The sequence below is a fragment of the Streptomyces sp. NPDC031479 genome (assembly GCF_055581065.1).
The window spans coordinates 54,890-73,441 of the sequence record NZ_JBVIKC010000044.1 but is presented as its reverse complement, the minus strand read 5'-3'; the positions used below and the strand labels follow the sequence as shown (position 1 = coordinate 73,441).

Genomic DNA, 18,552 nt, shown 5'->3' with positions numbered 1-18,552 from the left:
ACCCCCCCCCCTCCCCCCCCCAAAAAAAAAACCCCCCCCCCCCCCCTCTCCCCCCTCCCCCCCCCCCCCCCCCCCCCCCCGGGACGAGCGTACGGAGGGGGTCAGACGGCCAGGACGGCCTTCTCCTCCGCGAAGTGGCACGCCGACTCGTGGGCGGCCGGGGTGTTCACGCCCTGGAAGCGCGTCGGGATCGCCAGCAGCGGCTCCTCCGTGGCGCACTTGTCCTCGGCCTTCCAGCAGCGGGTGCGGAAGCGGCAGCCCGACGGCGGGTTGGCCGGCGAGGGGACGTCACCGGTGAGGATGATGCGCTCGCGGGCCTCGCGGACCTCGGGGTCCGGCACCGGCACCGCGGACAGCAGGGCCTGCGTGTACGGGTGGGTGGGGTGCTCGTAGATCTCGGCGTCGGAGCCGATCTCGGCCATCTTGCCCAGGTACATGACGCCCACGCGGTCCGAGATGTGCCGGACGATCGAGAGGTCGTGCGCGATGAAGACGTAGGAGAGGTTGAACTCGTCCTGCAGCTTCCCCATCAGGTTGATGACCTGCGCCTGCACCGACACGTCGAGCGCGGAGACCGGCTCGTCGCAGATGATGATCTCCGGGTTGAGCGCGAGGCCGCGGGCGATGCCGATGCGCTGGCGCTGGCCGCCGGAGAACTGGTGCGGGTAGCGGTTGATGTACTCGGGGTTGAGGCCCACGACGTCCAGGAGTTCCTGGACCTTGCGGCGCCGGTCGCCCTTGGGAGCCACCTCGGGGTGGATGTCGAAGGGCTCGCCGATGATGTCGCCGACCGTCATGCGCGGGTTCAGCGAGGTGTACGGGTCCTGGAAGACCATCTGGATGTTGCGGCGGACGGCCTTCAGGGCGCGGCCGGACAGCTTGGTGATGTCCTGGCCCTTGTAGAAGACCTCGCCGGCGGTGGCCCGCTCCAGGTTCATCAGCAGCTTGGCGACGGTGGACTTGCCACAGCCGGACTCGCCGACGATGCCGAGGGTCTCGCCCCGGTACAGGTCGAAGGAGATCCCGTCGACGGCCTTGACCGCGCCGACCTGCTTCTTGAACAGGATGCCCTGGGTCAGCGGGAAGTGCTTGACCAGGTTGCGGACCTGGAGGATCGGCTCGCGCTCGGGGGCGTTCTCGGTGAGCTCAGCCATGGATCTGCTCCTTCCAGAAGTGGCACGCGCTGCCGCGGCCGGGCAGCTCGCTGCCGTCGCGCTCGGTCACCTGGTGCAGGACGGGCACGTCGGTGCGGCAGACGTCCTGCGCCTTGGGGCAGCGCGGGTTGAAGGCGCAGCCCGAGGGGATGTTGAGCAGGTTGGGCGGGAGGCCCTTGATCGCGTAGAGCTCCTGGCCCTTCTGGTCCAGGCGCGGGATCGAGTCCAGCAGACCGCGGGTGTACGGGTGCGCGGGACGCTTGTAGATCTCGTGGACCGGGGCGTTCTCGACGATCCGGCCGCCGTACATGACGGCGATCTTGTCCGCGACGTCGGCGACGACGCCGAGGTCGTGGGTGATCAGGATCAGGCCCATGTTCATCTCGCGCTGGAGCTCCGCGAGCAGGTCCATGACCTGGGCCTGGACCGTCACGTCGAGGGCCGTGGTCGGCTCGTCGGCGATGATCAGGTCGGGCTCCAGGGCCATCGCCATGGCGATCATGATGCGCTGGCGCATACCGCCGGAGAACTGGTGCGGGTAGTCGCCCACGCGCGCCTTGGCGGCGGGGATCTTCACCCGGTCCATGAGCTCGACGGCCTTGGCCGTGGCGTCCTTCTTCGACATCCCGCGGTGCACGCGGAACATCTCGCCCAGCTGGGCGCCGACCGTGTGCACGGGGTTCAGCGAGGACAGCGCGTCCTGGAAGATCATGGCGATCTTCTGGCCGCGGATCTTGCGGAAGTCCTCGGCCGGGAGCTTGAGCAGGTCCTGGCCCTGGAACAGGATCTCGCCTTGCGGGATCTTGCCCGGGGGCATGTCGAGGATGCCCATGATGGCCTGCGCCGTCACGGACTTGCCCGAGCCGGACTCGCCGAGGACCGCGAGGGTCTCGCCGGCGTTCACCGAGTACGAGACACCGTTGACGGCCTTGGCGACGCCGTCGCGGGTGTGGAACTCGACGTGCAGGTCGCGCACTTCGAGCAGGGGGGTCCCCTCCGGCGCCGAACGGGGCGCGGGGACGTTCGAGGTCTTGCTGATAGTGGTCAACGTACGCCCTTCCTCAGCGCAGCTTCGGGTCGAGGGCGTCGCGCACCGCGTCGCCGACCATGATGAACGCGAGCACGGTGATGCTCAGCGCGGCGGCCGGGAAGAGGAGCACGTGCGGCGCCTGGAGCCAGCGGACGGAGGCGTCGCTGACCATCAGGCCCCAGGAGATGCCGGGGGGCTGGACACCGATGCCGAGGTAGGACAGCGCCGCCTCCGCACCGATGTACACACCGAGGCTGATCGCACCGACCACGATGACGGGGGCGACGGCGTTCGGCAGGATGTGGCGCATGGTGATGCGCCACGTGCCGGCACCGAGGGCGCGGGCCGCGACCACGTAGTCGTTGTTCTTGTTCTGCAGCACCGAGGACCGCATGATGCGGAAGATCTGCGGCCATCCCAGGGTGGCGAGCACGATGGACACGGTCCACGCGTTGCCCTTGCCGAGGCCGGACATGATCAGCATTCCGCCGAGGAGCAGCGGGATGGCGAAGAAGATCTCGGTGAAGCGGGAGAGCAGGCTGTCGACGATGCCGCCGACCCAGCCGGCCAGCAGACCCAGCGCGCCGCCGACGACGATCACCAGGGTGGTGGTGACGACACCGACGATGATCGAGTTGCGGGCCGCCCACACGGTGCGCGTGTAGACGTCGCAGCCCTGGACGTCGAAGCCGAACCAGTGGTCGGCGCTCGGCTTCTTCAGGGAGTCCTGGAGCTGGCAGGCGCCGGCCGTGAACGGGCTGTCCGGCGTGAACCACTGCGGGACCGCGGAGAGCACGATCAGCAGCAGGACCAGCGCGGAGCCGATCAGGAAGATGGGGTTGCGGCGGAGGTCGGAGACGGCGTCGGACCAGAGGCTGGCCTCGCGCTCCTTCTTCGCCTTCTTGCCGGGGGTGTTGCCGACCGTGCCGCTCGTGGAGGGCGCGCCGGCGGTCTTGGTGTCGGTCAACTCGTCCCCCACCGTAGTTGTCTCACGCATAGCGGATCCTCGGGTCGAGCACGGCGTACAGCATGTCCACGATCAGGTTGGCGACCAGGTACACGATGATCAGGAGCGAGACGACGCCCACGATCACGGTGCCTTCCTTGCGGTAGACCGACTCGGCCAGCAGGCCGCCGATCCCGTGGATGTTGAAGATCTTCTCCGTGATGACCGCGCCACCCATGAGCGAGCCGAGGTCGGCGCCGAGGAAGGTGACGATCGGGATGAGCGCGTTGCGCAGCGCGTGACGGCCCACGACACGGCGGCGGGGCAGGCCCTTCGCGGTGGCGGTGCGGACGTAGTCGGCGCGCATCGTCTCCATCAGGCTGGTACGGGTCAGTCGGGCCACGTACGCGAGCGAGGTCGAGGCGAGCACCAGGGCCGGGAGCAGGTAGGCGCGGATGCCGTCGTTCTCGTTGAAGGAGACGGGGAAGAAGTCGATGCCCCAGCTGTTCTTCAGCTGGACGCCGAGCGTCAGCTGAAGGATGAAGCCGCTCACGAAGACCGGGATCGAGATGACCAGGAGCGTGGACAGGAGCACGAGCTGGTCGAGGAACTTGCCGCGGCGCAGGGCGGCCATGATGCCGGCCAGGACGCCGACGACGGCCTCGATCAGGAAGGCCACGATCGCCAGGTTCATCGTGTAGGGGAAGGCTTCGGTGATCTTGTCCCAGACGGATCGTCCGGTCAGGGTCTCGCCGAAGTTGCCCTGGAACAGGTTGGAAATGTAGTTCCAGTACTGCGACAGGAACGAGTCGTTGAGGTGGTACTTCTCGCGAAGCATCGCCGCGACGAGCGGGTCTGCCTTCTTCTCTCCGGCCAGTGCCTGAATCGGGTCACCGGGGAGCTTGAAGGACAGCCAGTAGATCAGGAACGTGGCACCGATCAGAACAGGGATCGCCTGTATGAGTCGGCGGATGAGGTAGCGGCCCATCAGACCTCCAGCAAAGAACAGGGGGAAAGGGCAGGCAGACGGAAACCTGATTCCGCCTGCCCGCCCCCGGGTTCCCCTACGTGAAGAGGGGTGTTAGTTGAGCTCGACGTTCGCCAGGTCCATGCGGCCCTGGGCGTCGACCTCGACGTTCTTCACGGACTTGGAGTAGGCCGAAGAAGACATGTAGGTGAAGATCGGGATGTACGGAAGGTCCTTGATGATGATGTCATCGGCCTTCTGGTACAGCTTCAGACCCTCGGCGGGGTCGGTGGCCTTGTCGGCCTCCGCCATGGTCTTCTCGAACTCGTCGTTCTTGTAGTGACCGTAGTTGGAGCCGTTCTCGATGGCGACCTTCGAGAACACCGGACGGAGGTAGTTCTCCGCCGCCGGGTAGTCCATGGACCACGCCATACGGAACGCGCCCTTGTACTTCGAGGCGCCCAGGTCGTCCAGCAGCTCGCCGAACTTGGCGAACGGCTTGGCGGTGACCTCGATGCCGAGGTTCGCCTTCAGCTGGTTGGCGACGGCCTCGATCCACTCCTTGTGGCCACCGTCGGCGTTGTAGCCGAGCTCCATCTTGTTGCCGGGGAGACCGCCGGCCTTCTCGAAGATCTCCTTGGCCTTGGTCGGGTTGTAGGTGCCGACCTCGCCCAGTGCGCCCTTGCGGTAGCCCGGGATGATGGGGCTGATGAAGTCGTCGGCCGGCTTGCGGGTGCCGTTGAAGATGGTCTTCGTGATGGCGTCCCGGTCGATGGCCATGGAGATGGCCTGACGGATCTCCACCTTGCCGAACGCCTCGGGGTTCTGCTCCAGCGGGAGACCGATGTAGCCGACGGCCGACTCGGGCTTGTAGATGTAGCGGTCGCCGAACTCCTGGGAGACGGTGGCCATCGCCGAGATCGGGAGCTTGTCGACGATCTGGATGTTGTCCGAACGCAGGTCGTTGTACGCCGTGTCCAGGTTGTCGTAGATCTTGAAGGTGACGCCCGCGAGCTTGGCGCGACCCTCGGCCGGGTACTTGTCGTACCGCTTGACCTTGATCTGCTTGTTGTGGTCCCAGGCGCCGTCCATCTGGAAGGGGCCGTTGCCGATCGGGCTCTCGCCGAACTTCTTGGCGCCGTCGGTCTCGAAGGCCTTCGGCAGCGGGTAGAAGGCGTTGTAGCCCAGCATCGTCTTGAACTGGGAGAACGGCTCCTTCAGCGTGACGGTGAAGGTGCGCTCGTCAACGACCTTGAGGCCCTTGAGCTCCTTGGAGGTGGGCTTCTTGTCCTTGCCCGGCGCGAGCTCCTCGGAGCCCTCGATCTTGGCGAAGAACGGCATGCCCTCGGCGGCGTTGTCCTGGTTGGCGCCCCAGTTCCAGGCGCGGACGAAGGACTGGGCGTCGACCTTCTCACCGTTGTGGAAGGTGAGGCCGTCCTTGACCTTGATGGTCCAGGTCTTCGAGTCGGTCGTGTTGATCGACTCGGCGGCGGCCAGCTTCGGCTCGTTGGTCTTGTTGTCGTAGTCGACCAGACCGGTGAAGAGCGCGTGGAGAACCTCGGCGCCCTCGGACTCGGCGGTGTTCTGACCGACCAGGCCGTGCTGCGGCTCGCCGAGCACCACCGTGATGTTGCCGCCCTTGCCGCCGGCCTCGTCCTTGCTGGTGCTGCAAGCCGTGGCAGCCATCGCCACGATGACGGCACCCGCGACCCACTTGGCGCTCGTTGCTCCGCGCATGGGTATTTGCCTCCTCAGGAGTCACTGTCGATTCGTGAAGGACCCGGGTTCCGCTGACACCCCTGACAGCGAAATCCGGTCCCATCGTGTGTGCTCGTGAGTCGACGCTCCCCACAGCGTGTGACCCATTGACCCGAGCTCAATGGAGCCATCCTCAGGGACGCCCAGACCGTAAACCACACTTAAGTGGTCTCGTTTTCACAACATCACCGCATGGCGAAAACCCGAAATCCGGACAAACGGATAGGAGACAGACACGTGCGAAACGGACGGTTAGCTCACCTTCCGGAGTGTCACGCTCGGAATGCGGACACCAGAATGAAACAATCCGCTTGACAAAAGCGAACAGCCCCTCCCCGCACCGGTCCGGTGCGGGGAGGGGCTGTTTCAAGCCGTACGGCTCTCGGTCAGTGTCCGGCTGGGGTACGGCCGGGCTCCGACTCGTGTACTACTTGGCGGACTTGGCGCGCGAAGCGGTGCGCGAGCGGTCCTTCTGGTCCAGGACGACCTTGCGGATGCGGACGGCCTCCGGGGTCACCTCGACGCACTCGTCGTCGCGGCAGAACTCCAGGGACTGCTCCAGGGAGAGCTTGCGCGGCGGCACCACGTTCTCGGTGTTGTCCGCGGAAGCCGCACGCATGTTGGTGAGCTTCTTCTCCTTGGTGATGTTCACGTCCATGTCGTCGGAGCGCGAGTTCTCGCCGACGATCATGCCCTCGTACACCTCGGTGCCGGGCTCGGTGAACAGGACGCCGCGCTCCTGCAGGTTGATCATCGCGAACGGCGTGACCGAACCGGCGCGGTCGGCGACCAGCGAGCCGTTGTTACGGGTGACCAGCTGGCCGAACCACGGCTCGTGGCCCTCGTGGATCGAGTGGGCGATACCCGTACCGCGGGTGTTCGTCAGGAACTCCGTACGGAAGCCGATGAGGCCGCGCGACGGGACGACGAACTCCATGCGGACCCAGCCGGAGCCGTGGTTCGACATGTTGTCCATGCGGCCCTTGCGGACGCCCATGAGCTGCGTGACCGCACCCATGTGCTCCTCGGGGACGTCGACCGTCATGCGCTCGACCGGCTCGTGCACCTTGCCGTCGATCTCCTGCGTGACGACCTGCGGCTTGCCGATGGTCAGCTCGAAGCCCTCGCGGCGCATCTGCTCGACCAGGATGGCGAGCGCGAGCTCACCACGGCCCTGGACCTCCCAGGCGTCCGGACGCTCGGTGTCCAGCACGCGCAGCGAGACGTTACCGATGAGCTCGCGGTCCAGGCGGTCCTTGACCTGGCGGGCGGTGACCTTGCGGTCCTTGACCGCGGACTTGGCGTCCGCGCCCTTGCCGCTGCCGCCACGGCCGACCATCGGGGAGGTGTTCGTACCGATGGTCATGGAGATCGCCGGCTCGTCGACCGAGATCAGCGGAAGCGCGATCGGGTTCTCCGGGTCGGCCAGGGTCTCGCCGATCATGATGTCGGGGATACCGGCGACCGCGCAGATGTCACCCGGGCCCGCCACCTCGGCCGGCTTGCGGGTGAGCGCCTCGGTCATCATCAGCTCGGTGATGCGGACGTTCGACTGGGTGCCGTCACGCTTGATCCACGTGACGGTCTGGCCCTTGCGCAGCTCGCCCTGCTCGACGCGGAGCAGCGCGATGCGGCCGAGGAAGTTGTCGGCGTCCAGGTTGGTGACGTGGGCCTGGAGGGGGGCCTCGTCGTCGTACACCGGGGCGGGGACGTGCTCCAGGATGGTGGAGAAGAACGGCTCCAGGCTGTCGCTGTCCGCGGGGACGGTGCCGTCCTCGGGCTTGGTCAGCGAGGCGACGCCGTCACGGCCGCAGGCGTAGACGATCGGGAACTCGATCTGCTCCTCGGTGGCGTCCAGGTCCAGGAAGAGGTCGTACGTGTCGTTGACGACCTCGTCGATCCGGGAGTCCGGGCGGTCCGTCTTGTTGATGCAGAGGATGACCGGCATGTTCGCCTGCAGGGCCTTGCGCAGGACGAAGCGGGTCTGGGGCAGCGGACCCTCGGAGGCGTCCACCAGCAGAACGACGGCGTCCACCATCGACAGACCGCGCTCGACCTCACCACCGAAGTCGGCGTGGCCGGGGGTGTCGATGATGTTGATCGTGATCGGGGCCCCGCCGTCCTTGGGGTGGTACTTCACCGCCGTGTTCTTGGCGAGGATCGTGATGCCCTTCTCACGCTCCAGGTCGTTCGAGTCCATCATGCGGTCGTCGAGGTGCTGGTGGGCGGCGAAGGCACCGGCCTGCTTGAGCATGGCATCGACGATGGTCGTCTTGCCATGGTCGACGTGGGCGACGATGGCGACGTTACGGATGTCGTGGCGCGTGGGCACTTCGGCGCTTCTCCCGGGATCGTGGATGGCGTCACGTACGGCCTGGCACGCGCGCCTCGGCCGGGCGGAAAACCTGCCACGGCCTTACCCCATCCTACGTCGGTTGGCGGGAACCGCCTGCCGGGGGGTCTGTCAAGAGGCCGGACGACTGAGCGCGGCCGGGTTCGGGGTGGGGTGTCCCGGCCGTGGGAGGAGCCTGTGTTCCTGCGGGTCAATGGGTATCAACGACCTTGCCCGCCGGGGATCCGGCGGGCAAGGGAATTGAGTCACATCTGAGCTAGTGACCCGTGGGTCAACCTGCCAGGCCCCGCTTTTTCACCACTTGTTCGGCGCGACTACTTCTTCTTCGCGTCCTTCTCGGTGGGCGGCTTCATCCAGCCGATGTCCTGGTACCGCGGCGCCCCGAGCCCGAACGCCCCCGCGTTGGCCAGACCGGGCTTCACGGCGACCAGCTCGGGGCGCTGGTAGATCGGGATGGAACCGGCCGCGGCCCAGATACGGGCGTCCGCCTTGCGCATCAGCTCGCGGGCCTGCTCCTCGTCCAGCTCACCGGCCGCCTGGTCGAACAGCTGGTCGATGTGGTCGGTGCCCACCCGGGTGTAGTTCTGCTCGACGACGAGCGAGCCGTCCGCGGCCGGCTCCGGCTTGGCGAAGATGGGGCGGGCGTCGGTGGCGGGGTAGGCCGTCGCGGGCCAGGAGTAGAGCGCCAGGTCGTACTGGCCCGAGGCCACGTGGTCCTTGAAGAAGCTCTCGTCCGCGACCTTCTTGATCTCGGTGGCGACACCGATCGTCTGGAGCATCCGGGAGATCCGGTCGCCGACCGTCCGCAGGGCCTCCGAGCCGGGCCCGGCCGGGAGGACGAAGCGCAGGGTGAGGGGCTTGCCGTCCTTGGCGAGGACGGCGCCGGAGGTGCGGGCGGCCTGCTTGGCCGGGGCGGGGGCCGGGGTGGCCCGCACGGGCTCCTTGTCGTCGGCGCCGTTCTCCGCCCGCCCGTCCGCGTCGGCCGCCGCGCGCTTGGCGTCGTCGAGGGTCCGGGCCTGGGTCAGCAGCGCCTCCTCCTGCTGGGCGGCGAGGGAGCCGGGGGCCAGCACCGGGGAGGGCTGTTCCTTGGGGGCGCCCGGCGCGAACCGGTCCGCGTCGACGATCTCCCCGTCGAAGCCCTGCGCGGGGCCTTCGGGGAGACCGGCGGCCGCGGGCGCGCCGTGGCCGTCGTGGGCGGGGCGGCGGGGAGCACCGCCCCGGCCGTCGTCCTGGCCGACGATGTAGAGGCCGTCGTTGCCGGTGCCCGGGCCCGAGGGGGTCTTGGAGTCGTCCTTCTTCCCGCTGCCGTCGCTCTCGGAGCCCGCCTTGGCGCCCGCCGGGTCGGTGAGCTTGCCGTTCTTGCGCCAGCCCGCGTCCGAGAGCAGGGCCTGGGCCGCCTGGGGGTCCAGGCCGCCGAGGGCGTCGCTGTTGTCGGCGTACGCCTGCTGCCCGGCCAGGGCCAGGTGGCTGCCGACCGGCTCCGCGGGCAGGCCGAGCGGCTTCAGGACGATCTCGGTGAGTTCCTTGCGGTCCAGGGCGCGGGCCACCGCCCGCCGGACCCGCTCGTCGGACAGCGGGCCGGAGGCGCCGTTCATGGCCAGCTGCGTGTAGGCGGGCTCCAGCGACTTGCGGACGGCGAAGGAACGCAGCGCCGACTGCTCGTCGGCGTACTTCCTGACGGCCTGCGCGTTCTTCTCGCGGCTCTCCTGCTCCTCCTTCGCCTTGGTCTCGTCGGAGCCGTGGGCGAGGGCCCAGGAGAGGGTGGCCTGCGCCGGGGTGAGGTCGGCGGCGGGGCCGTGCGCCCCGTTGACCTGGCCGGCGTCGCGGTGGGCGAGGGCGATCCGGTCGGCGCCCGTGCGGTCGATCTCGGCCAGGTCGATCTTCCCCGCGGCCAGCGCGGCCGGGCGGGCCGCCCGGGGCACGGCCGTCAGGACGAGGGTGTCCAGCTTCGCGGCCCGGCCCCACCAGCGCGGGTTGCGGGTCAGGGCCGCGGTGCCGGTCTTCTTGTCGATGGCCCCGAGGCCGAAGGGTCCGGCGGTGACCTTGAGGGTGCCGCGCGCGCCCTCGTTGAAGGCCTCCGGGGTGCCCATGACCTGCTTCGGGTAGAGCGGGCCGAACAGGGAGCGCCAGTCGCCGTACGGCTTGGCGAAGGTGACCTTGACCTCCAGGTCGTTCTTCCCGCGCTCGATCTTCTCGATCCGGTCGTAGCCGGCGTTGCGGGCCGTCCAGTACGCCGAGTCCTTGCCGTTCAGGGCCCGCCACTGGGCGACGAAGTCGGGGGCGCCGATCTCGCGGCCGTCGCTCCACACCGCCTTCTGGTTCAGCTTGTACAGGACGACCTGCTTCGGCTCGCGCTCGACGACCTCGGCCTTCTCCAGGTAGTCGGGATTGGCCACCGGCCGGCCCTTGGAGTCCAGCACGAAGAGCTGCGGCAGGACCGCCCCGGCGATCCGGGTGGTGGTGGCGTCGGCGTCGGCCTGGAAGGTGTTCAGGGTGTCCGGCAGGGAGTCCACCGCCCAGCGCAGGACGCCGCCGTCGGCGACCCGGTCGCGGGCCGTGACCGCGATGTCCGGTCCCGCGGCGGCCGGCCCGCCCTCCTCCTCGGCCGCCCCGCATCCCGCGAGGAGCGGCAGCGCAAGGACTCCCGAGGTGAGGAGCGCCAAGGACCTGCGCGTTCTCTGGGTCATGGGTGGTACCTCCGGGGCGGGGCGCGGGTGGCCGTGAAAGAGGGGTGTCTTGATCACGTTCGGCGGTATATGGAGCTGATCACACTGGTGCCGGATCCCACTGAAATAGACGGCCGCCCGGCTCCTCAGGAGCGGCCCCTCGCCACGCCGCGAACCCCACCCGTGCGGACCAATCCGGCTTGCGCGCGGGCGCGCGTTCCCCCGGGGGAGGGATGAAAATGGGGGCAGGGAGGGGCGCACGGTTCGCGCCTGCGCGCCCGGAATCGCTGCACGTCCCTTCACAACCGGGGACGGGAGGCGCGACACTCGCAGGCGCCCGGAAGCGTTGCCACCGCACCCGCGGAAGTGAGGTCACGTCATGTCCCTGCAAGACGATCTGACGGCCGTACGACGCAATCTGAACGAGCTGGTCCGCTCCGTGGAGCGGTTGGAGCAGGACGTCGCACGACAGTCGCCGGCCGCTCCCAGGACCCCCGAAGCGGGCCGGATGGTATCCGTCCCGGACACCCCGTACGACAGCACGCTGTGGACGGACACCGACGACGAGGGCCTCGGCGCCCGCGACCGCCGCGCCCCCTGACACGCCCCCTGCCGTCCGCGCACTCCCCATCTGGCCCGGCCGCCCCGGCCGGGCCTCCTGGGCCACCCCTCATCACTCCACCCGGAGTCCCCTTTGGCCACAGGCACGGAACCACACCGACAGCGGCCCGGCGGGGTCCACGACCCCTCCCGGGCCGCCATCGCGGCCCGGCACCTGCGCACCGACCGGTGGTGGCTTTCGCCCGCCGGCACCGCGGCGGGGCTGCTCGCCTTCATCGTCTACTCGACCTGGCGGGCCTTCTCGAACGCCGACTACTACGCGGCCCCGTACGTGTCGCCGTTCTACTCGCCCTGTCTGGCGGAGAACTGCGTCCCGATGCGCGGCGGCCCCAACCTGGACCTCTTCGGCAGCTGGTGGGGCCTGTCCCCCGCCCTGCTGATCCTGGTCTTCCCGCTCGGCTTCCGGCTGACCTGCTACTACTACCGCAAGGCGTACTACCGGGGTTTCTGGGCCTCGCCGCCCGCCTGCGCCGTCGCCGAGCCGCACACCTCGTACACGGGCGAGACCCGGTTCCCGCTGATCCTGCAGAACGCGCACCGGTACTTCTTCTACTTCGCGGTGCCGGTCGCCGGGATCCTCACGTACGACACCGCGCTGACCTTCCGCGACGGGCACTACGCGTGGGGCCACATGGGCCTGGGAACCCTGCTGTTCCTCGTCAACATCGTGCTGATCTGGGCCTACACGCTCTCCTGCCACTCCTGCCGGCACATCATGGGCGGCCGCCTGAAGCACTTCTCCAAGCACCCGGTGCGCTACCGCCTCTGGGGCTGGGTGAGCCGGCTCAACACCCGGCACATGCAGCTGGCCTGGGCCTCCCTGATCAGCGTCGCCCTGTGCGACTTCTACGTGTACCTGCTGGCCAGCGGCACCGTCACCGACCCGAGGATCTTCTGAGATGGCACAGGTGGAACGGCAGCAGTGGGACGTGGTCGTCGTGGGCGCGGGCGGCGCCGGGCTGCGGGCCGCGATCGAGGCGCGCGAGCGGGGCGCCCGTACGGCCGTGATCTGCAAGTCCCTGTTCGGCAAGGCCCACACGGTGATGGCGGAGGGCGGGATCGCCGCCTCCATGGGCAACGTCAACGACCACGACAACTGGCAGGTGCACTTCCGCGACACGATGCGCGGCGGCAAGTTCCTCAACCAGTGGCGGATGGCCGAACTGCACGCGAAGGAGGCCCCCGACCGGGTCTGGGAGCTGGAGACCTGGGGCGCGCTGTTCGACCGCACGCCCGACGGCAGGATCTCCCAGCGCAACTTCGGCGGCCACGAGTACCCGCGCCTCGCGCACGTCGGCGACCGGACGGGCCTGGAGCTGATCCGCACCCTCCAGCAGAAGATCGTCCAGCTGCAGCAGGAGGACTTCAAGGAGTACGGGGACCACGAGGCCCGCCTCAAGGTGTTCCAGGAGTGCACGGTCACCCGGGTGCTGAAGGAGGGGCGGAGGGTCTCGGGGACCTTCTGCTACGAGCGCGAGAGCGGGCGGTTCTTCGTACTGGAGGCCCCGGCGGTGGTCCTGGCCACCGGCGGGATCGGGAAGTCGTTCAAGACCACCTCCAACTCCTGGGAGTACACGGGCGACGGCCACGCGCTGGCGCTGCTCGCCGGGGCCCCGCTGCTGAACATGGAGTTCGTGCAGTTCCACCCCACGGGCATGGTCTGGCCGCCTTCGGTGAAGGGGATCCTCGTCACCGAGTCCGTCCGCGGCGACGGCGGGGTGCTGCGCAACTCCGAGGGCAGGCGGTTCATGTTCGACTACGTCCCCGACGTGTTCAAGGAGAAGTACGCCGAGTCGGAGGAGGAGGGCGACCGCTGGTACGAGGACCCGGACCACAACCGGCGTCCGCCCGAGCTGCTGCCCCGCGACGAGGTGGCGCGGGCCATCAACTCCGAGGTGAAGGCGGGCCGCGGCTCCCCGCACGGCGGGGTCTTCCTCGACGTGTCGACCCGGATGCCGGCCGAGAGGATCAAGCGGCGGCTGCCGTCCATGTACCACCAGTTCAAGGAGCTGGCGGACGTGGACATCACCGCCGAGCCGATGGAGGTCGGCCCGACCTGCCACTACGTGATGGGCGGGATCGCCGTCGACTCGGACACCGCCGCCACCGTCGGCGTACCGGGGCTGTTCGCGGCCGGCGAGGTGGCCGGCGGCATGCACGGCTCGAACCGGCTCGGCGGCAACTCCCTGTCCGACCTGCTGGTCTTCGGCCGCCGGGCGGGACTGCACGCGGCCGGGCACGCCGCGGCCGCCGACGGGGCGCGGCCGGCGGTCTCCCAGGAGCAGATCGACGCGGCGGCCGCCGAAGCGCTGGCCCCCTTCCACGCGGCGGAGGGCGCCGAGAACCCGTACACGCTCCACCAGGAGCTGCAGACGACCATGAACGACCTGGTCGGCATCATCCGCCGGGAGGCCGAGATGGCCGAGGCCCTGGAGCGGCTCGCCGCGCTGCGCGTGCGGGCCGCCCGTGCCGGGGTCGAGGGGCACCGGCAGTTCAACCCGGGCTGGCACCTGGCACTGGACCTGCGCAACATGCTGCTGGTCAGCGAGTGCGTGGCCCGCGCCGCCCTGGAGCGCACGGAGAGCCGGGGCGGGCACACCCGGGAGGACCGCCCCGCGATGGAGCGGGAGTGGCGTCCGGTCAACCTGCTGTGCCGGCCGGCGGATCCGCCTCCCGCCGATCCGGCCGCCGACCGGATCGTCCTCACCCGCACCCGGACCGAGCCCATCCGCCCGGACCTGCTCGCCCTGTTCGAGAAGGAAGAGCTGGCCAAGTACCTCGCCGAAGAGGAGCTCTGCGAATGACTGCCTACGACGCACGCTTCCGGGTCTGGCGGGGTGACGCGGAGGGCGGATCGCTCAGGGACTTCACCGTCGAGGTGCACGACGGTGAGGTGGTCCTGGACATCGTCCACCGGATCCAGGCGACACAGGCGTCCGACCTCGCGGTGCGCTGGAACTGCAAGGCGGGCAAGTGCGGTTCGTGCAGCGCGGAGGTCAACGGGCGTCCCCGGCTGATGTGCATGACGCGGATGTCCGTCTTCGCGCGGGACGAGACGGTCACGATCACCCCGCTGCGCGCCTTCCCGGTGGTCCGGGACCTGGTCACGGACGTGTCCTTCAACTACGCCAAGGCGCGCGAGGTCCCGGCCTTCGTGCCGCCGGAGGGGGTCGCGGCGGGCGCGTACCGGATGCAGCAGGTGGACGTGGAGCGCTCGCAGGAGTTCCGCAAGTGCATCGAGTGCTTCCTGTGCCAGGACACCTGTCACGTGGTGCGCGACCACGAGGAGAACAAGGCGGCCTTCGCCGGGCCGCGCTTCCTGATGCGGGTCGCCGAGCTCGACATGCACCCGCTGGACGCGGCCGCCGAGGCGGGCCTGGACCGCAAGCGCACGGCCCAGGAGGAGCACGGGCTGGGCTACTGCAACATCACCAAGTGCTGCACGGAGGTCTGCCCCGAGGGCATCAAGATCACCGACAACGCCCTGATCCCGCTGAAGGAGCGGGCCGTGGACCGCAAGTACGACCCTCTGGTGTGGCTGGGGAGCAGGATCCGCCGCCGTTCGGATTCCGACCCCCGGTAGTTCACTTCGCGGTTGCACAATGCCCCCTGGGTGAGCGTCGGATGACGTGACGTCAGGGGGCTGTGCGGTGCGGGTGGGGGATCGACTGGCGGACCGGTACCGGCTGGACCGGCGGCTCGGCGCGGGGGGCATGGGCGAGGTGTGGCGCGGCCACGACCTGGAGCTCGACCGTGCGGTGGCCGTGAAGGTGCTGCTGGAGGCCGCGACGAACGAGGAGCTGATCGCCCGGTTCCGGCGGGAGGCCACCATCGGGGCGCGCCTGCAGCATCCGGGCATCACGGTGGTGCACGACGTGGGCCGGCACGAGGGCCGGCTGTTCATCGTGATGGAGCTGCTGTCCGGAGAGGACCTGGGGGCGGTGCTGGCCCGGGAGCGGGGCGGGCTGCCGGCCGCCGTCGCGGTGGACCTGGCGGCGCAGACCGCCGAGGCGCTGGCCGCCGCGCACGAACGGGCGGTGGTCCACCGGGACCTGAAGCCGGGGAACCTCTTCCTGCTGCCGGGCGGCCGGCTCAAGATCTGCGACTTCGGCATCGCGCACTCCGCGGACGCGACGGCGGGCTGGACGGTCACGGGGCGGATCTTCGGCACGCCGCCGTACATGGCGCCCGAGCAGTGGCGGGGCGAGCACGTGGACGCCCGCTGCGACCTGTACGCGCTGGGGTGCGTGCTGTACGCACTGCTGAGCGGGGAGCCGCCGTTCGGATCGGCCGAGCCGATGTACGTCCTGATGCGGCGGCACGTGGAGGACGCCCCGCTGTCGCTGCGCGAGGCCGGGGCGGCGGTGAGCCGGGAGCTGGACCGGCTGGTGCTGGGGCTGCTGGCGAAGGCGCCGGCGGACCGGCCGGAGTCGGCGGAGGCGGTGGCGAAGGCGCTGCGGGGCCTGCCGGTGGCGGAGCCGGTGCCGGCCGCGGTGGGGGGCGGGGCCGGGGGGCCGGTCGCCGTCCGGGACACCGTGGCGGGCACGGCGGCCGGAATCGATTCCGGGACGCGCACCGGGACGCGGACCGGGACGCGGGCACCGGCCCCGGGCGAAGGCCGCGCCGAGGTGCCGGCCGGGGCTCCGGCCACGGCCGGCGGCGGGCCGGAGTCCGGAGGCAGACCGGACGCGGACGGGACCGCCGAGGTGCCGGAGGCCGCGGACGGGCCGGGGCAGGACGGGACCGCCGACGTAGCGCAGACCCTGGACGGGCCGGAAGCGGGCGGGGCCGGGCCCGAGCCGGACGGGGACGGGGACGCGGGGCTGCCGGAGGCCGTGCGGGAGGTCGTACGGGAACTGCTGCTGGAGGCGGAGGAGACGCTGGTCTCCCTGCCGCCGGGCGCCGGTGACGTCCGCACCGAGGGGCTCGCTCTCGCGGCGGAGGCCGCGGCCCGCTTCGACGCGGGCCTGGCGAGCCGGCTGCTGAACGACGCCGAGCTCTGGGCGTGGACCGACGGGGACGGCGACGGCGCCCGCGTCGCCGCCCTGCTGACCGGGCTGGCCCGGCGGATCTCCCGGGACGCCCCCCGCCGCACCGAACGAGTGCTGACCGACGCGCAGCAGGCGTTGTTCACGGTGTCCGGACCCGCCCGCGCGGCCCGGCTGCGCAAGGTGGCGGAGGAGCTCGCGGCGGTGGCCCCGGAGCGCGGTGTCCGGCTGGCCGAGCGGCACTTCGCGGGGAGCTCCGCCGAGGAGGCCGTACTGGCCCGCGCGGTCCTCGCGAGCGCCCCCACCGATCCCGCCCGCGCCGAGCGCTACCTGGCCCGGATCAGGAGCGCCGCGGTCCGCGCGGCCACCGAGTCGAAGTCCGTCACGGCCGTGGCCCGGCACGACCTGGCCGCCGCGCTGCGCCTGGCAGGCCGGGTCCCGGCGGGCGGGGCCCGGGTGCGGGCACTGTGCCGGGTGGCCGGCGAGCGCTCCGCCGTCGGGGACCGGGCGGGCGCGGCCGAGGCCCTCGGCGCGGCGGAGCGGACCCTCGCGGAGCTGGTGGCGGGCCGCGCGGACCGGCTGCGCGGGCAGGCCCCGCGGCACACCGTCGAGGGTGGCGCCGCGCGGCTGCGCGAGCGGGCGGACGCCCCGCGCCGGCCGGACCTCCCCGACACCGGCGACGAGGAGGTGGACACGGCCCGCGCGGCCCTGGAGGCCGCCCGGGAGCTGAACGGCCGGGGCCGGGGCTCCGTGCTCCGCCCGGCCGGCGCCCGGGAGCGGGCGGCCGCCGCGCGCGGGCTGGCCGGGGCCGCCGAGCGGGGGCGGGAGCTGGCCTGGATCGCCAGGGACTGCACGGCGGGCGCGCCCTGGCTGGCCGGGGCCGCGTCCGATCCCGGTACCCCGCCGCCGCACGGGGTGGCGGTGACCCTGAGCCCGGAGTCCCGGCTGCCGGTACGGCCCTCGCGGCCGGCCGGACCCGGCACGGAGCGGTGGCGGTCGGGGGTCCGCCCGGAGTCGGTGCACGCGGCCGGGGACGCCGTGGTGTGGACGGCGGGCGCCGAGGTGGGTGTCGTGGGGGCGGCGACCGGGGCGGCGCGCTGGACGGCCTGGTCCGACGAGGGGGTCGCGGCGCCGCCGCTGCCGGAGCCGGAGCGGGTGTGGTGCGCGGCCGACGCGGCCAGCGTGTGCGTGGTGGTGGAGTCGGGTGGCGGGCCGTGGGGGCGGCTCGTGGTGCGGGAGCCCTCGGACGGGCGGGTGCGCTGGTGGCGGGAGCTGGACCGGGCCCGCCCGGGTGCGCCCCTCACCCTGACGGGAGGCCTGGTGCTGTGGGCGTCGGAGGGTGCGCTGACCGCGCTGGACAAGGCGAGCGGTGAGCCGGCCTGGCGGCATCCGCTGGCGGGCGACGGCCCGCGCACGGTGACGGTGGCGGGCGAGTGCCTGGTCCTCGGCGACGGCCGGCAGCTGCGGGCGCTGCACCTGCCGAGCGGGGTGCCCCTGTGGTCCTGGCCCCGCGGGTACGGGTCCGGGGGCGGGGGCCGGGCGGTGCCGGACGTACCGGCGGGGGCGGTGCCCGTGCTGGACGGGGGTGTCGTGCGCGCCCTGGACCGGCGCAAGGGGTACGAGCTGTGGCGCTTCGACCCGGGCACGCCGGCGGCCCGGCTGCTGTCCGCGGACGGGGTGGTGTACGTGGCCGCCCACCGTGCGGAGCAGGGCTGGGACGTGGTGTTCGCGCTGGACGCGGAGACGGGCGCGGTGCGCTGGCAGCGGCCGGTGACCCGGCACGACGGGCCCGGCTGCGCGCTCGAACTGCTCGGCGTGCGGCGGGGCGTGCTCCACGTGAGGTCGCTGCGCGGCGGACGCCGCGGCCTGCTGGGCCGTACGGCGCCGCCGTTCGTGACGGGTCTGGACCTGGACGGGGGGAAGCCCTGCTGGCAGTGGGACCACACCGCGCTCGCCGGCCGTCGGCCGGCCCTGACCCCCGACACGCTGGCCCTCCCCCTCCCGGAGTTGACGGGCGTCGCCCTCCCGTAGGCTCCGGGTGCGTGGGTACGCAAGCCCCCATACCCTCC

The 18,552-nt window shown here is 71.0% G+C and carries 12 protein-coding genes; 5 read left to right on the top strand and 7 right to left on the bottom strand.

All coding sequences use genetic code 11. The annotated features are described in order from the left end of the window. Nucleotides 1-101: 101 nt before the first annotated feature. From ACZ5D2_RS33210 to ACZ5D2_RS33180, 7 genes are all read right to left on the bottom strand, one after another. On the bottom strand, nucleotides 102-1,154 hold the full coding sequence (locus ACZ5D2_RS33210; protein WP_371676817.1) for an ABC transporter ATP-binding protein: 1,053 nt from the start codon (nucleotides 1,152-1,154) through the stop codon (nucleotides 102-104). Then, a complete protein-coding gene (locus ACZ5D2_RS33205) occupies nucleotides 1,147-2,202 on the bottom strand; it encodes an ABC transporter ATP-binding protein (protein WP_371676818.1) in 1,056 nt (351 codons plus the stop codon). The genes ACZ5D2_RS33210 and ACZ5D2_RS33205 overlap by 8 nt, the downstream gene beginning before the upstream one ends. Nucleotides 2,203-2,215: 13 nt before the next feature. Beyond that, entirely contained in the window at nucleotides 2,216-3,181 is a 966-nt protein-coding gene (locus ACZ5D2_RS33200) for an ABC transporter permease (protein ID WP_371676819.1), read from the bottom strand. Then, the gene (locus ACZ5D2_RS33195) at nucleotides 3,174-4,118 is read right to left on the bottom strand and encodes an ABC transporter permease (protein WP_266842028.1); all 945 of its coding nucleotides are present in this window, start codon (nucleotides 4,116-4,118) and stop codon (nucleotides 3,174-3,176) included. Before ACZ5D2_RS33195 ends, ACZ5D2_RS33200 begins: the two co-directional genes overlap by 8 nt. A 93-nt stretch (nucleotides 4,119-4,211) precedes the next feature. Beyond that, the gene (locus ACZ5D2_RS33190) at nucleotides 4,212-5,834 is read right to left on the bottom strand and encodes a peptide ABC transporter substrate-binding protein (protein WP_371676820.1); all 1,623 of its coding nucleotides are present in this window, start codon (nucleotides 5,832-5,834) and stop codon (nucleotides 4,212-4,214) included. Nucleotides 5,835-6,282: 448 nt separating this feature from the next. Next, nucleotides 6,283-8,187 carry a translational GTPase TypA gene (gene typA, locus ACZ5D2_RS33185; RefSeq protein ID WP_371676821.1) on the bottom strand — a complete coding sequence of 635 codons (1,905 nt, stop codon included), beginning with the start codon at nucleotides 8,185-8,187 and terminating at the stop codon, nucleotides 6,283-6,285. A gap of 335 nt (nucleotides 8,188-8,522) precedes the next feature. After that, complete coding sequence (locus tag ACZ5D2_RS33180) at nucleotides 8,523-10,895, bottom strand: ABC transporter family substrate-binding protein (RefSeq protein WP_468934561.1); 2,373 nt, start codon at nucleotides 10,893-10,895, stop codon at nucleotides 8,523-8,525. 358 nt (nucleotides 10,896-11,253) lie between these two features. On the opposite strand from ACZ5D2_RS33180, the gene ACZ5D2_RS33175 reads away from it, so the two are divergent. The 5 genes from ACZ5D2_RS33175 to ACZ5D2_RS33155 all read left to right on the top strand — a co-directional run bounded on the left by ACZ5D2_RS33175 (nucleotide 11,254) and on the right by ACZ5D2_RS33155 (nucleotide 18,514). Then, on the top strand, nucleotides 11,254-11,475 hold the full coding sequence (locus ACZ5D2_RS33175; protein ID WP_356223164.1) for a hypothetical protein: 222 nt from the start codon (nucleotides 11,254-11,256) through the stop codon (nucleotides 11,473-11,475). 93 nt (nucleotides 11,476-11,568) lie between these two features. Continuing rightward, nucleotides 11,569-12,393: a hypothetical protein gene (locus ACZ5D2_RS33170; protein ID WP_371676823.1), complete on the top strand. Its 825-nt coding sequence runs from the start codon at nucleotides 11,569-11,571 to the stop codon at nucleotides 12,391-12,393. A gap of 1 nt (nucleotide 12,394) precedes the next feature. Further along, nucleotides 12,395-14,299, top strand: a complete 1,905-nt coding sequence (locus ACZ5D2_RS33165) for a fumarate reductase/succinate dehydrogenase flavoprotein subunit (RefSeq protein WP_371676824.1) — start codon at nucleotides 12,395-12,397, stop codon at nucleotides 14,297-14,299. Continuing rightward, nucleotides 14,296-15,078, top strand: a complete 783-nt coding sequence (locus ACZ5D2_RS33160; protein ID WP_266842016.1) for a succinate dehydrogenase/fumarate reductase iron-sulfur subunit — start codon at nucleotides 14,296-14,298, stop codon at nucleotides 15,076-15,078. The genes ACZ5D2_RS33165 and ACZ5D2_RS33160 overlap by 4 nt, the downstream gene beginning before the upstream one ends. 73 nt (nucleotides 15,079-15,151) lie before the next feature. Then, nucleotides 15,152-18,514 (top strand): protein kinase domain-containing protein, encoded by a 3,363-nt coding sequence (locus ACZ5D2_RS33155; protein WP_468934556.1) that lies wholly within the window; start codon nucleotides 15,152-15,154, stop codon nucleotides 18,512-18,514. The last annotated feature ends 38 nt before the right edge of the window (nucleotides 18,515-18,552 follow it).

Coding starts and splice junctions, on each gene's coding strand:
- ACZ5D2_RS33210 (WP_371676817.1), bottom strand. CDS start 1,154: ATGGCTGAGCTCACCGAGAACGCCCCCGAGCGCGAGCCGATCCTCCAG.
- ACZ5D2_RS33200 (WP_371676819.1), bottom strand. CDS start 3,181: ATGCGTGAGACAACTACGGTGGGGGACGAGTTGACCGACACCAAGACC.
- ACZ5D2_RS33195 (WP_266842028.1), bottom strand. CDS start 4,118: ATGGGCCGCTACCTCATCCGCCGACTCATACAGGCGATCCCTGTTCTG.
- ACZ5D2_RS33190 (WP_371676820.1), bottom strand. CDS start 5,834: ATGCGCGGAGCAACGAGCGCCAAGTGGGTCGCGGGTGCCGTCATCGTG.
- ACZ5D2_RS33180 (WP_468934561.1), bottom strand. CDS start 10,895: ATGACCCAGAGAACGCGCAGGTCCTTGGCGCTCCTCACCTCGGGAGTC.
- ACZ5D2_RS33175 (WP_356223164.1), top strand. CDS start 11,254: ATGTCCCTGCAAGACGATCTGACGGCCGTACGACGCAATCTGAACGAG.
- ACZ5D2_RS33165 (WP_371676824.1), top strand. CDS start 12,395: ATGGCACAGGTGGAACGGCAGCAGTGGGACGTGGTCGTCGTGGGCGCG.
- ACZ5D2_RS33160 (WP_266842016.1), top strand. CDS start 14,296: ATGACTGCCTACGACGCACGCTTCCGGGTCTGGCGGGGTGACGCGGAG.